Source organism: Xylanibacter rodentium, from assembly GCF_013166575.1.
Taxonomy (GTDB): domain Bacteria; phylum Bacteroidota; class Bacteroidia; order Bacteroidales; family Bacteroidaceae; genus Prevotella; species Prevotella rodentium.
On record NZ_JABKKE010000010.1, the window covers coordinates 61,605 to 77,055 of the forward strand.

The 15,451-nt window shown below is 44.8% G+C and carries 10 protein-coding genes; 7 read left to right on the plus strand and 3 right to left on the minus strand.

Annotation, left to right across the window (positions count from 1 at the left end):
* Nucleotides 1–19: 19 nt before the first annotated feature.
* Complete coding sequence (locus HPS55_RS07325; RefSeq protein ID WP_172175535.1) at nucleotides 20–1,306, minus strand: hypothetical protein; 1,287 nt, start codon at nucleotides 1,304–1,306, stop codon at nucleotides 20–22.
* Complete coding sequence (locus tag HPS55_RS07330; protein WP_172175533.1) at nucleotides 1,281–2,042, minus strand: type III pantothenate kinase; 762 nt, start codon at nucleotides 2,040–2,042, stop codon at nucleotides 1,281–1,283. Before HPS55_RS07330 ends, HPS55_RS07325 begins: the two co-directional genes overlap by 26 nt.
* A gap of 89 nt (nucleotides 2,043–2,131) precedes the next feature.
* Here HPS55_RS07330 and HPS55_RS07335 point away from each other — a divergent pair, with 89 nt between their 5' ends.
* The 4 genes from HPS55_RS07335 to feoB all read left to right on the plus strand — a co-directional run bounded on the left by HPS55_RS07335 (nucleotide 2,132) and on the right by feoB (nucleotide 11,154).
* Nucleotides 2,132–3,358, plus strand: coding sequence for an Lnb N-terminal periplasmic domain-containing protein (locus HPS55_RS07335; protein WP_172324883.1), 1,227 nt, complete (start codon nucleotides 2,132–2,134; stop codon nucleotides 3,356–3,358).
* Nucleotides 3,355–4,932 (plus strand): alkaline phosphatase family protein, encoded by a 1,578-nt coding sequence (locus HPS55_RS07340; RefSeq protein ID WP_172175529.1) that lies wholly within the window; start codon nucleotides 3,355–3,357, stop codon nucleotides 4,930–4,932. Before HPS55_RS07335 ends, HPS55_RS07340 begins: the two co-directional genes overlap by 4 nt.
* Nucleotides 4,933–5,000: 68 nt before the next feature.
* Nucleotides 5,001–8,351 carry a preprotein translocase subunit SecA gene (gene secA / locus HPS55_RS07345; RefSeq protein ID WP_172175527.1) on the plus strand — a complete coding sequence of 1,117 codons (3,351 nt, stop codon included), beginning with the start codon at nucleotides 5,001–5,003 and terminating at the stop codon, nucleotides 8,349–8,351.
* A 244-nt stretch (nucleotides 8,352–8,595) separates the two neighbouring features.
* Nucleotides 8,596–11,154: a ferrous iron transport protein B gene (feoB, locus tag HPS55_RS07350; protein ID WP_172175525.1), complete on the plus strand. Its 2,559-nt coding sequence runs from the start codon at nucleotides 8,596–8,598 to the stop codon at nucleotides 11,152–11,154.
* Nucleotides 11,155–11,578: 424 nt separating this feature from the next.
* Here feoB and HPS55_RS07355 read toward each other — a convergent pair whose 3' ends face one another.
* A complete protein-coding gene (locus HPS55_RS07355; RefSeq protein WP_172175523.1) occupies nucleotides 11,579–11,986 on the minus strand; it encodes a DUF3127 domain-containing protein in 408 nt (135 codons plus the stop codon).
* Nucleotides 11,987–12,227: 241 nt separating this feature from the next.
* Between HPS55_RS07355 and dnaN the strand changes: the two genes are divergently transcribed.
* Genes dnaN through coaBC form a run of 3 tightly spaced genes read left to right on the plus strand, consistent with a single transcriptional unit; the run spans nucleotide 12,228 to nucleotide 15,450 of the window.
* A complete protein-coding gene (gene dnaN / locus HPS55_RS07360) occupies nucleotides 12,228–13,352 on the plus strand; it encodes a DNA polymerase III subunit beta (RefSeq protein WP_172175521.1) in 1,125 nt (374 codons plus the stop codon).
* A gap of 18 nt (nucleotides 13,353–13,370) precedes the next feature.
* Nucleotides 13,371–14,228, plus strand: a complete 858-nt coding sequence (locus HPS55_RS07365; protein WP_172175519.1) for a 3'-5' exonuclease — start codon at nucleotides 13,371–13,373, stop codon at nucleotides 14,226–14,228.
* Nucleotides 14,229–14,250: 22 nt separating this feature from the next.
* Nucleotides 14,251–15,450: a bifunctional phosphopantothenoylcysteine decarboxylase/phosphopantothenate--cysteine ligase CoaBC gene (gene coaBC, locus HPS55_RS07370; protein WP_172175517.1), complete on the plus strand. Its 1,200-nt coding sequence runs from the start codon at nucleotides 14,251–14,253 to the stop codon at nucleotides 15,448–15,450.
* Nucleotide 15,451: the final 1 nt, after the last annotated feature.

A 15,451-nucleotide genomic window follows, 5' to 3' on the forward strand; every position in this document is an offset into this window, starting at 1 on the left:
ATGTATGCTGAAAAATACTTTATTCTACTTTCCATTTCATAAACCAACGTTCATTAAACGTCAGGCCTATATTGATACGAAATGTATTTTCCTTTATAAGACCGGAGGCTTCAGAACGTACCCACTGACCACTGATATTCAGCACAGACCGGTTTAGCGGCAATCCGAATCCTACACTTGCACTATATTCTTTAGGACCGTCATGTCCGTTTACCATTATATAAGGTGTCGCAAAAGAGGCTCCTGCCCTATAATGAACACGATTGAAAAAATTGGAACTCATCGCATTGGGCACCCACTCCCCTCCTATTGTGAGTTTATTTCTATCTTTCAGCAATCCGCTCTTCATTACGTACTTGCCCGTTGAGGCATCATATTCCGGAAAATCCAGATTCCCCCATTTCTGGAATGTATAATCCACACCGGCTGACCATTTGTTTGAATGTCTCCATGACATGCCGACGCCGAATGTCGTAGGCAGACTCAATCCGTTCTTTACAATTTCTGTCGTCTTGTCCGATACGTTTGTCTGGGTATTCGTGTTTGAGATGACAGCCTCCACATCAGCTCCCAACTTATGTCCTATGCCATAAGTCGCTCCCACCGTAAGATAATTGTCGGCCGACATCCGTTGCTGCCACTGCAATCCCAAATCAATCTTATAATTGCTCACACTTGTACTGTACGTCTTTACAATACTGTTGACATAGCTGTCGCTGTTGACAACAGAAATGGACTTGTCATACGTCCCCCAAAAATAAGAGAAATTGGCACCTACGGAAAGTCCTTTGAACGCATTCCAGCCAAATCCGACGTATGCCTGATGAAATCCTCCGGAACCGGAATGCATCTCAGTAGATGTGGTAAGGACAGACTCTTCTGATGAACCGATATTATATTTGCTTGAATAATTATAGCCAATATTTGTAAAAGGAACAACACCAATGCTGAGTCCAACTTTCGGCATCAGACGAAATAGGGCTACGGCATATTCAAAATCGGCATTATTGGCATTGATTTTCTTTCCGTTTTCCTCAAAATTGGTTATCTGTCCGGAAAGACCCACATCCATTATCATTGTCAGCGAATCAACTGCAGAATAGGATGCAGGATTGAGCATGTTCACTTGGTCACTATAACGCAATCCCAAAGCCAAACCGTTCATACCACGGTTAAATCCCTGTGACTGATCGGACAAGACGCCCAATCCATACTGACTATAAGGAGAGTTTGTACCACTTTGAGCATTTGCAGACACATATATGCCACCAAGCATTATGCTACTTATTATTATCAGCTTTTTCATTCAATATTAATTCTTCATTATAGAGAAGTATACGGTTTAATCCCTTTGGGACTATAAATTTGTCTGCAAAGATGCACTTTTTTTCCGAAATGTGCAAATTTAGAGAGACGCCACCCGTTAAATAAACAAAAAGACTTGGATATTTTAATAAAAAATCATGTATATATCCTTCTATCTCACGCTCAACTCCATACATAACACCGCTTCTAATTGCCGTCTCTGTATCAAATCCCAGTTCGGGAGTCTCACCTTTACGGCTTATAAGAGGCAACGAATCCGTAAAACGGTTAAGAGCTTTCAGTCTGACCGTCGGACCTGGAGAGATATTCCCCCCTATATATTCGCCGGACGAAGTAACAAAATCATATGTAATACAAGTTCCGACATCCACTATAAGCAAATCGTGTCCCTTATGTTGTGAATAAGCACCGACCGCTGCAGCCAACCTGTCGGAACCTAAAGTCAGAGGAGTAGCATATTTATTAATTATAGGCACCGGAGTAACTCCCGATATGAGTTGCATCATGGGAAACGAAAGTTCACTTATACCCAAGCGGAGCTCTTCCGACATTTTTACTACTGTAGAGAAAATCCCTTTCTTAAAACAATACTTTTTACAGAATTTTTTCAATTCAAACAATTCTCCGGCATCCATCCTTATTTCTTCCACAGGCGTCATACCATCGAAAGCAACAAGTTTGGTACAAGTATTACCAATGTCTATTGTTAAATTCATCCTACTGTTTTCTCTTACAGGCTGCAAAATTATTGAAAAAAAATGAGATAATAGCACTGAAAGTAGAAAAAAGAAAGTATTTTTGCATCGTGAAACGATTAACAATCAATTTTAGAACTATCGTAAAAACCGTTATCATTACAGTAACGGTGTATTTTTTATGTGTTTCCGCTCACGGTAGCACACCGGGCCAACATGCTGACCTCAATGCAGACACTACTTCCGATTCTATTGAAGTAAGCCTGCTCACATGCTCTTCCGGAGAAGAAGTATACAGTCTGTATGGCCATACGGCACTTAGATACCACAATTTACACAACGGTGAAGACTGGACGTTCAATTATGGAATATTCAGTTTCAAAAAACCTTTTTTTGTTTTACGCTTCACTATGGGTATTACTGATTATGAACTTGGTGTGATACCTTTTAACATCTTCAAACGCGAATACGCCCGGACCGGCAGAGGAGTCGTGGAACAGGTACTCAACATGACCGCTGAGGAAAAGCAGACATTATACAATGCACTCATAGAAAATTATAGTCCGGAAAACAGAGTATACAGATACAATTTCTTCTATAACAACTGTACTACAAAAGTACGTGACATGATAGAACATTGTCTTAAAGGAAATATTGTATATCCTGAAGAGTCTTCTTATCCTACATATCGCGAAGCAATACATGAATACACTGTGGGACACCCATGGGCTACATTCGGCAATGACTTATGTATCGGAGCGAAAGCTGACATGGCAATGAGTTTAAGAGAACAACAGTTCTTACCTGACAATCTAAAGAACGATTTTGAGAAAGCCAGAATAAAGTCTGCCGACGGTGAATACAAACCTTTGGTAACAGATACAAGAACCATCATAGAACCACAAATACAGATTATAGAGAAAGAATTTCCATTTTCTCCCACTCAATGTGCATACATACTGCTGTCTATCTCCATTGTAATAGCAGTTATAGAATATAAAAGAAAAAGAACATTCATCGCATGGGACAGCCTCATAATGCTTACAGATGGGATTGCAGGTATAATCCTCACGGTATTGCTTTTCTCCAAACATCCAACCACAAGCACAAACTTGCAGGTGCTACTTATAAATCCACTACCTCTTATATATATATACAACGTAATAAAACGAAGAAAAACCATATATTGGAAATTCTCATTCACATTGATTGTTCTATTCTTTATCGGAGCGTTTTTTCAAAATTATGCAGATGGAATTAACATTGTGGCATTATCTTTGCTAATAAGATGTTGGATAAACATGAGGCTTTCAGCTTCCCCCACAAGCAACAAATGAAGAAATACAGATACATATCACTCACACTGGTTGCAGCATTCGCCATTACCGGATATGCCCAGGAACAGATTCTAAAATCTGCTCCACAATTGGTAGTGAACATATCAATCGACCAACTGAGATCCGATTATATGGAAGCATTTGCACCACTTTACGGCACTAACGGATTCAAACGGTTGCTGAAAAACGGGACTATATACACCAATGCTTCATATCCATTTTCACAAATAGACAGAGCCTCGGCCATAGCATCCATCGCCACTGGGACGACACCTTTTTACAACAGTATAGTCGGGGCCAGATGGCTCAACAAAGAGACACTCCGGCCTGTATATTGTGTCGATGACGAAAATCATCAGGGATACTACACCAAAGATTGCTCCTCGCCGAAAAATCTCAGCACGTCGACTATATGCGACGAATTAAAAGTAGCGACCAACGGAAAAGCCGTAGTTTATTCCATTGCACCTTTCCGTGATGCAGCCATATTGTCTGCCGGACATGCCGCAGACGGAGCTATCTGGATTGACGACAATGACGGCACATGGTGCTCGTCGACATACTACTTCGATGCTCCGCCGTCATGGTTACAGGCTTTCAACAGCCTACACTCGTTGCCACGGACAATAGATATAAGCGAGTGGCAACCAAAAAACGCATTGTCAGGCAACTTCAGCTATTTCATGACAGGAGGCATGCAAAAGCCGTTCAAGCGTAAGTTTACAGGAGCACGACGTTTCAGGGAATATAAGACGAGCGGACTGGTAAACGAAAGCATAACGGACATTGCCATCCAGTGCATCAACAGCAATGTGATGGGGTCTGACGCCATTACCGACTGCATTAACATAACATATTATGCCGGTAATTTCGACCATAGGCCACTTGCCGAATGTCAGATGGAATTACAGGACACCTATGTACGTCTTGATTCTGAAATCGGAAGACTTATAGACCATGTGGAAAAACGAGTGGGTGCCGACAATGTTCTTTTCGTAATAACAAGCACAGGATACTGTGACGAAGATAACACTGATTATACAAAATTCAACATTCCGTCCGGAACGTTCAACATCAACCGCACTGCCAATCTTCTGAACATGTATTTCGGGGCTATCTGGGGGCAAGGGAAGTATGTAGAGACATGCTTCGGGCCACAGATGTTCCTGAATCACAAACTTTTCGAGCAAAAACAGATAAGTTTCACAGACGCATCAAAGCGCGCCCAGGAATTTCTGTCACAAATATCCGGCATACGCAATGTGTACACTTCGTTGCAACTATTGTCCGACAACAACCCGCAGATTTACAAAATACGCAACGGATTCCATCCCGAACGTAATGGAGATATACAGATTGAAGTAACCCCCGGATGGCATTTGGTCAACGAGGATTACATGGAAAACCAGCTATACAGAGCATCATTTATACAATTCCCGATTATAATATATGGAACGGGAGTTAAAGCAGAGCGCATCAACACCCCCGTAACCATAGACCGCATTGCCCCGACTGTAACCAAGGCAATACGCATACGTGCTCCGAATGCCTGTTCTTCAGAACCACTGTTTTAATTACTTATACATGTAAGACATGTAAATCCACAATACGCATTATAAACGAAAATAAAAAAACATCAGATATGAACTTCAGTGAAATTCTAAAGAAAATATTCGGCAATAAATCTGAACGAGACAGAAAACTTATTGAGCCGTTAGTAGAAAAAGTAAAAGCCGTACATCCACAAATAGCACAACTCGACAACGACGCCTTGCGTGAAAGAACCCGACAACTCCGCAAACAAATCAAAGATTCAGCCAGCGGGCAGGAGGAGAAAATTGCAGAACTGAAAGCAAAGATAGAGGACACGCCTATTGACGAGCGCGAAGAGATATTCAACCAAATAGACAAGTTGGAAAAGGAAGTTCTTGAAATATATGAAGGCGTCCTCAACGAAATACTACCGGAAGTTTTTGCCATTGTAAAGGAAACGGCAAAACGCTTCTCTGAGAATGAAGAAACGATAGTCACCGCTACCGACTTCGACCGTGAGCTGGCAGCGGATCCGCGCAAGGACTTCATTACCATCGAAGGAGACAAGGCCATTTACCACAACCATTGGACAGCCGGAGGCAATGATCTGAAATGGGAAATGGTGCACTATGACGTGCAATTATTCGGAGGTATAGTGCTTCATCAGGGAAAGATTGCAGAGATGGCGACAGGAGAGGGAAAAACTCTCGTGGCCACACTGCCTGTATTCCTTAATGCCCTGACAGGAAACGGAGTGCATGTGGTTACAGTCAACGACTATCTGGCCAAACGTGACTCCGAATGGATGGGACCGATCTATGAGTTCCACGGACTGTCGGTAGACTGCATAGACAAGCATCAGCCCAACTCAGAAGCCCGTCGCCGTGCCTATCAAGCTGACATTACATTCGGTACTAACAACGAATTCGGTTTCGACTATTTGCGTGACAACATGGCCACATCGCCTGCCGATCTGGTACAACGATCTCACAACTACGCCATTGTTGACGAGGTGGACTCCGTTCTCGTCGACGACGCACGTACTCCGCTTATCATTTCCGGTCCGGTACCAAAAGGTGACGTGCAGATGTTTGAAGAGTATCAGCCACTCGTTGAAAGCCTTGTCGATGTCCAGCGCAAGCTCGCGACACAATACCTTGCCGAGGCAAAACAGAAGATAAGCGAGGGCAAGACAAAGAACGACCAGAAGCTGCTTGACGAAGGATTTCTCTCGCTCTACCGCTCGCACAAGGCTTTGCCGAAAAACAAACCGCTCATCAAATATCTTTCGGAAGAAGGCATCAAGGCTGGTATGCTCAAGACCGAGGAGATATACATGGAGAATAACAACAGACGTATGCCGGAGGCCATAGAGCCGCTTTACTTCGTTGTTGACGAGAAACTCAACTCGTGCGACCTTACCGACAAGGGAACAGAGTGGCTTGCAAAAAAGGTGAATGACAACGCCCTCTTCGTGCTCCCCGACATAGCATCACAGCTCTCGGAACTCGAAGTGGAAGCCGGACTTACCGATCAAGAGCGAGTTGACAAGAAGGACGAACTGCTGAGCCACTACGCCATACAGAGCGAGCGCGTACACACACTCCAGCAGCTGCTCAAGGCATACACCATGTTCAACAAAGACGATGAATATGTGGTAATTGACGGTGAGGTGAAGATTGTAGACGAGCAGACCGGCCGTATAATGGAAGGACGCCGCTGGAGCGACGGACTCCATCAGGCCGTAGAAGCCAAAGAGCACGTGAAAGTGGAGGCCGCTACACAGACCTTTGCTACAATCACATTACAGAATTACTTCCGCATGTATCACAAACTTTCCGGTATGACAGGAACGGCTTCTACCGAAGCCGGTGAATTCTGGGATATATACAAACTCGACGTTGTTGAAATACCCACCAACCGCCCTGTCTTGCGAAAGGATATGGATGACCGCGTGTACAAGACGGCACGTGCCAAGTACAATGCTGTGATAGAAGAGATTGTAAAGATGCGCGAAAGCGGGCGTCCCGTTCTTGTAGGAACGACATCTGTCGAGATTTCAGAACTCATCTCCAAGATGCTCAGCATGCGTAAGATACCTCATCAGGTGCTCAACGCCAAACTTCACCAGAAAGAGGCCGACATCGTAGCACTCGCAGGACAAAGTGTAAACGGTCTCGGAGCCGTTACTATAGCTACAAACATGGCCGGTCGTGGAACCGACATCAAACTGTCACCCGAAGTAAAGGCTGCCGGCGGTCTTGCCATCATTGGTACGGAACGTCACGAAAGCCGTCGCGTAGACCGTCAGCTCCGCGGACGTTCCGGACGTCAGGGCGACCCAGGTTCATCAGTGTTTTTCATTTCACTGGAAGACAAACTCATGCGTCTCTTTGCATCCGAACGCATTGCCCGCGTTATGGACAAGATGGGATTCAAGGAGGACGAGATGATTGAAAGTTCTATGATATCGAGCAGCATTGAACGTGCCCAAAAGAAAGTTGAGGAAAACAACTTCGGCATACGTAAGCGCCTGCTTGAATACGACGACGTGATGAACAAGCAACGCACCGTAGTGTACGAGAAACGCCGCCACGCACTAATGGGCGAACGCATCGGAATGGACATCACCAACATCATTTGGGACCGTGTGGTAAACATCATCGAAAATAACAATAATGACTATGAGGGATGCAAGGAGGAATTCATGCATATTTTGGCCATGGAGGTACCGTTCACTAATGAACAACTCAACAATATGGGCAAAGACGAACTATATGAGAAATCATTCCAACAAGCCATAGAGGTGTTCAAACGCAAAACCGAACGCATACAGTCAGTGGCATGGCCTATCATCAAACAGGTTTACGAAAACCAAGGTTCTATGTACGAGCGCATCATGGTGCCCATCACAGACGGCCGGCGTATGTACAACATACCGTGCGATTTGAAAGAAGCATACGATACAGAATGCAAAAGTGTTGTGAAACAGTTTGAAAAGATTATCCTGCTCCACATCATCGATGACTGCTGGAAAGAAAATCTTAGAGAACTCGACGAACTGAAACACAGTGTACAGAACGCATCATACGAGCAAAAAGACCCGCTACTCATATTCAAACTTGAGAGCGTAAAACTGTTCGACAAGATGGTCAACGACATGAACGATCGTATTACCGGCATACTCATGCGAAGTGCCATTCCCGAGATGCAACAGGCACCTGAGGCAGCACCCGAGCAAATACCGGAACAGCCACGCCAGCAATACACGGAAACAAAACGTGATATGGACGAAGAGCAGCTTACAGATCCCGAACAAGCAGCGGCGGCGGCTCAAGACACACGCGCCCGACAGCCACAAGCCCCTATAGTAAAAGAAAAGTTACCGGGCCGCAACGACCCTTGCCCTTGCGGTAGCGGTAAAAAGTTCAAGAACTGCCACGGTCAGGGATTGGTATAAGCAATCAATATAATACGCAAGCAAGTCAAAGACTGCAACTATACACCACAATATGGTGCACTTGTTGCAGTCTTTGACTTGCTTGCATATTTCTATTCATATCAACAACCATCAAACATTATATTTTCAAGTATAAGTCCTCATTACCATCATCATTTTTAGGTATTTTTATCCAATTCTCTTAAAATACAATACAGTTGCAGCCGAAATATTGTAATTTTGCAGAAAATATCTAAAAACAAACATGAAACTTTCCGAATTAAAAACCGGTGAAAAAGGAGTAATCGTAAAAGTATTGGGCCATGGAGGCTTCCGCAAACGTATTGTCGAGATGGGATTCATCAAAGGCAAAATAGTGGAAGTGTTGCTGAACGCCCCACTCCAAGACCCTGTAAAATATAAGATAATGGGCTACGAGGTGTCGCTACGTCATAACGAGGCCGACATGATAGAGATTATATCAGTCGAGGAAGCCATGCTGTTGGAAAGCAACAACACAAGAGTCCAATCTACAGAAAAAGTTACAGGAGACGATGCCTGCGACTTCTCCCTGACAGACAAACAGCTGAAAGCGGCAGCCATGAAAAAGCGCCGCACTATAAACGTAGCCCTCGTGGGCAACCCTAACTGCGGTAAGACCTCACTGTTCAACTTCGCGTCCGGAGCCCATGAGCGTGTAGGAAACTACTCCGGAGTGACAGTAGACGCCAAGGAAGGGCACGCCACATTCGAAGGTTATGAGTTTAACATAGTAGACCTGCCGGGAACATATTCACTCTCCGCCTACAGTCCTGAAGAGCTGTATGTACGCAAACAGATTATAGAAAAAACTCCTGATATCGTCATCAATGTCATTGACTCCAGCAATATAGAGCGCAACCTTTACCTCACTACACAACTCGTAGACATGCACCTGCGCATGATATGTGCACTTAACATGTACGATGAATTTGAAAACCGTGGCGACAAACTGGACTACAAGATTCTGAGCCAACTCTTCGGTGTGCCGATGATACCCACTGTATTCAAGACTGGCAAAGGTGTTGAGATGCTTTTCCACATCATCATAAATATGTATGAAGGAGTCGATTTCCTTGACAAAAACGGAAACATCAACCCGGAAGTGGCAGCCGATATACGCGACTGGCACAAAGCATACGGCAATGAGCACTCACAAGAAGAAGAACACGGAGAGGACTTCGCCCACGGTGACCGCCCCAACAATAGTGTATACCGTCACATACACCTGAACCACGGACCACAGATAGAAGAAAGTATAGAGGCCCTAAAGAGCGAACTTCAAGAGGACGAACACATAAGACATAAGTATTCCACACGATATTTGTCCATAAAACTCCTCGAAATGGATTCTGAGACGGAACGACTTGTAAATTCACTACCCAACGGAAAACGAATCATTGATATACGTGACAAACAGGCCGATCGAATAAAGAAAGAAAATGCAGAAGACTGCGAGACTGCCATCATGGACGCCAAATACGGATTCATACATGGTGCGCTGCAAGAAGCCGGATATGAAAAAGGAAACAAACAGGACACATATCAGATAACCCATGCCATCGACAGCGTCATAACAAACAAATATATCGGTTTCCCTTTATTTTTCCTGTTGATATATGTCATGTTCCAAGCCACATTCTCGCTCGGTCAGTATCCCATGGACTGGATAGAAAACGGCGTAACGGCACTTAGCGACCTGCTTAGTTCGACTCTTGCCGACGGGCCACTCAAAGACATGCTTGTCGACGGAATTATCGGAGGTGTGGGTGCCGTAATTGTATTCTTGCCGCAAATACTCATACTATACGGTTTCATATCGTTCATGGAAGACTCCGGCTACATGGCCCGTGCAGCCTTCATCATGGACAAACTCATGCACAAGATGGGGCTGCACGGCAAGTCGTTCATACCACTAATAATGGGATTCGGCTGTAATGTACCGGCCATCATGAGCACGCGCACCATCGAGAGTCGCCGTTCACGCCTCATAACAATGCTAATACTCCCGTTGATGAGTTGCTCTGCCCGTTTACCCATCTACATCATGATAACAGGAACCTTTTTCGCCGTAAGATATCAAAGTCTTATAATGATTTCACTATATGCCATAGGTATACTGCTATCCGTGATAATGAGCCGCATATTCAGTCGGTGGATAATCAGGGGAGAGGACCTGCCGTTCGTAATGGAACTTCCACCCTACCGCTTTCCCACAAGCAAGGCCATCATGCGCCACACATGGGAGAAAGGCAAACAATATCTTAAAAAGATGGGAGGCATAATTCTTGTTGCCAGCATCATCGTATGGGCCCTTGGCTACTTCCCTCACAACAACAGCCTGAACGCCCAACAGCAACAAGAACAAAGCTACATAGGACGAATAGGCAAAACCATCGAGCCGATATTCCATGCACAAGGCTTCGACTGGCGCCTCGACGTCGGGCTTATCGCCGGCGTAGGCGCCAAAGAGATAGTAGCCTCTACTTTAGGTGTGCTATACAGCGGAGACGACACCGTGACTGACAATGATCAAGAGAACAGAGAATCAAACGACAAATATTCAAATCTATATCTGAAAATGTCAGCCAACGGTATCACTCCACTCATAGCATTCTGCTATCTGCTCTTCGTACTTATATACTTCCCATGCCTGGCCACCATCGCAGCCATAAAACACGAGAGTGGCTCATGGCGTTGGGCCATCTTTGCCGCAATATACACCACAGTACTTGCATGGTTTGTCTCAGCGGCTGTATATCAGATAGGTATGCTCATGGCATAACAACCATCACAACCTTCTCAAACTACAGCGACAGCCTCGTTACTATGCCGTTAAGGTCCAACAAGTCAGTGATGCTAATAACATAACCAAGTAAAGTTATTAATTTTAGGGTGTAAAGTCAATAACTTTACTTGGTTATGTTATTAACATCACTTCCTCACGATGATCTTCTGACAAGGTCAAACAATTCTCCCGACCGAACGGGAAAGGCTCCTTCATGATCAAATTGTTACAGAGTCCCCGAAGCAGTAACGCTACATTAGGGATTATAAATTCACAATTATGCCATGCCCACTATTGGATGCGCAACAAATGTCCTATGATAAAAACATCGTAACTATACGAACGACAAAGCGACCGGCAATGATTCGCCGGTCGCTTTGTCGCTTTCCTTTATAGTAGGTTAACGATGCGCTTTTATAACTTAGAAAGGCAGATCGTCTGTGCTGCCCTCGCTCTGAGCCTGCGGCTGTGCAGCAAACGGATCGGACGGGGTTGCGGACTGAACCGGCGGGAATGGCATGGCACCGGACATTGGCTGTGCCTCAGGTTGAGTCTGGGTGGCACGGTTCACGGCCCATGCATTGATACTGTTAAACCAACGACCCTGATACTCACGTGCGTCAATATCAAAAGATACGGTCAATTCTTCTCCAGCCTGTATGTTGAACTGCTTGATCCGGTCTTCACCAAAAATTCTGAAACAGCACTTGCGCGGGAACTGATCGTGGGTCTCCAATACATACTCCTGCGACATCCACGGATTGCCCGTGCGTGCCGATACACCACTGTTAGCAGGAAGTACAGCGATGATTTTACCTGTTATTTCCATTTTGTTCTTATTTAAAATATGTTCATTTTTAATATTCGTTTTCTTTTCATGGCAGAAATCAGACAAGTCCGGCTTTGCTCATTTAAGTCGACGAAGACGTTGTTTTTCCTTTTTTCAGATTGCGAAATTACTAAAAATAGTTCTAATTTGAGCATTTTTCAAAAATATTTTTGCTCTTCACGCAGTTATTTAGTATTTTTGTAGTCATTAATATAACGGATAAAACAAAAAATAAATAATCATGAAATTTACATTATCAAGCACTGCACTCAGCAGCAAACTCGTGGCTTTATCGAAAGTTATAAACAGTAAGAATTCACTGCCGATATTGTCTGACTTTGTGTTCGAGGTGGAAAACAATACTCTGCATCTCACAGCATCAGACAGCGAGAACATGATGAAAACATCCGTCGAACTGACCGAAAGCGACAGCAACGGCAAGTTTGCCATCGGCAACCACGACTTGCTCGAGGCAGTGAGAGGATTTTCCGAACAACCAATTACCTTCGAAGTAAACCAACAGGAAAATATTGCAAAAATAAGCTATCAGAACGGACATTTCTCACTGCCGGTAGAAAACGCTGATGAATTTCCACAGGCTCAGGAAATAAGCGGCAATGCAACAACAATTATAATAGCGAGCAATGTGCTCTCTGACAACATCAACCACTCCATATTTGCCACAGCACAAGATGAGTTGCGCCCGGTCATGAACGGAATATATTTCGACCTGACACCCGAATGTCTGGCCATAGTGGCTACCGACGGACACAAACTTGTGCGCAACAAGATATTCAACATCAGCAGCGAAACTCCCGCCTCTTTCATTCTTCCCAAAAAGCCGGCCACTCTTCTCAAAAACCTTCTGTCGAAGGATGGTGGCGATGTGACCATCAAGTTTGACGAGCGCAATGCCGAAATAAACTACGGTGACGGAACTATTACATGCCGGTTGATAGAGGGCCGCTATCCTAACTACAATTCGGTAATTCCGCAGAACAATCCCAACCAAATATGCATAGACCGTGTGGCATTGTTAAGCGCTCTGCGCCGAGTGCAGCCATTTGCCAACGATTCGAGCAATCTGATAAGATTCCATATTGAAAACGGAGTGTTGCAGCTTGATGCCGAAGATTATGACTTCTCAAAGACCGCCACAGAGAAAATGTCGTGCGAATATACCGGACAGCCGATGAGCATAGGATTCAAAGGGTCGTCATTCATCGAGATACTTAGCAATTTCGACAGTCAGGAGATAATGATTCATCTTGCAGATCCAAGTCGCGCCGGACTTGTACTGCCATCGGAACAGCCCGAGAATCAAGATGTACTTATGCTGATGATGCCCATGCTCATAAACGATTAAAGAATATAAACAAATACAATGAAGCTGAATTTACAGAAACCACTCGTTGTCTTCGATTTGGAGACAACGGGCTTGGACTTGGTAAAAGACAGGATAATACAAATATCTTACATAAAAGTATATCCGGACGGACGGGAAGAACGTGGCAACGAACTGATAAATCCGGAAAGACCCATACCGGAACTCGTGACCTCACTGACAGGTATAAGCAATGCTGACGTACAGGGGAAACCGACATTCAAGGCCATTGCTTCACGACTGAACGAATCGTTCAAAGGATGTGATTTTGCCGGTTTCAACTCCAATCACTTCGACATTCCCATGCTTGCTGAGGAATTCCTCCGTGCAGGTATTGACTTTGACTTCGCAAAATGCAGACTCATAGACGCTCAAAACATTTTCCATAAAATGGAGCGCCGCAATCTGGCTGCTGCGTATAAGTTTTATTGCGGCCGGGAAATGGAAGAAGATTTCGAGGCACATCGCGCCGATCAGGATACAGAGGCTACATACCGCGTGCTGATGGGACAACTGGACAAGTACAATCCCGAGACCGAACCGGATAAGGAACGACATTTGCAGAACGATGTAGCTTTCCTGTCCGAGTTTTCACGCCAAAACAACAATGTGGACTTCGCCGGCCGCATCATTTGGAGTGAAGTAAAGGACAAGAACGGGAAACAGGTACTCGACAAGGACGGAAAGCCACAGATGACAGAAGTATTCAACTTCGGCAAGCATAAAGGAGAGTCAGTAGCTCAAGTGCTGAGATTCGATCCGGGATATTACAGTTGGATACTGTCCGGTGACTTCACCTACAACACCAAACAAGTACTCACACGTATCAGATTGCGCGAAAGCAAACTTAACAGTTAACAATATATAAGTAAGGCTTACAATGCTAACAGGCAAGAAGATAGTATTAGGCATCACCGGTTCGATAGCAGCATACAAAGCATGCTACATCATACGTGGACTGGTGAAGCGTGGGGCTGAAGTACAAGTGGTCATTACATCTGCAGGCAAAGAATTCATCACACCCATCACCCTGTCTGCACTGACACAGAAACCGGTAATCAGCGAGTTTTTCTCACAACGCGACGGTACTTGGAACAGTCACGTAACCCTTGGTCTATGGGCAGATGCCATGCTGATAGCTCCATGTACGGCTGCTACACTCGGAAAAATGGCAGGAGGAGTGGCCGACAACATGCTAATCACGACATACCTTTCAATGAAAGCCCCGATATTCATTGCTCCTGCAATGGACCTTGATATGTATGCCCACCCCTCAACCCAGCAGAATCTTGACCGCCTGCGTTCGTTTGGCAATCATATCATTGAACCGCAAAGTGGATTTTTGGCCAGCGGGCTTGAAGGCAAGGGACGCATGGAAGAGCCGGAAACCATCGTAAAAGCACTCGACGACTTTTTTTCAGAAGCGCAGCATGACCTTGCCGGAAAGCAAATAATGATAACTGCCGGACCGACATACGAGAAGATAGACCCGGTGAGATTCATCGGAAACTACTCAAGCGGAAAGATGGGATTTGCACTTGCCGAGGAATGTGCCGCACGCGGTGCCAAAGTCACACTCATATCCGGACCTGTAACATTAAATACACGAAACGCCAATATAACAAGAATTGACGTGGAAAACTGTGAACAGATGTACAACGCAGCCATCGAAGAATTTGACCGATGTGATGCAGCCATACTCTGTGCTGCCGTGGCGGACTTCCGTCCTGAAAACATTGCCGACAAAAAGATAAAACGCGAGAAAGACGATCTGATTATAAGACTCTGTCCCACACAAGACATAGCCGCGGAGTTGGGACGCAGAAAACGTGAAGGACAGAGACTTGTCGGCTTTGCGCTGGAAACCGACGATGAAAATGCCAATGCCGAAAGCAAACTTAAAAGAAAGAATCTCGACTTTATTGTACTCAACTCATTACGCAACAAAGGCACATGTTTCGGCACCGATGAGAACCAGATAACAATCATCTCGGCAGACGGGGCAAAGGCCTATCCAAAGAAAAGCAAGGATGAAGTGGCATGTGATATAGTATCCTGCCTGTCAGACATAATGTCATAGA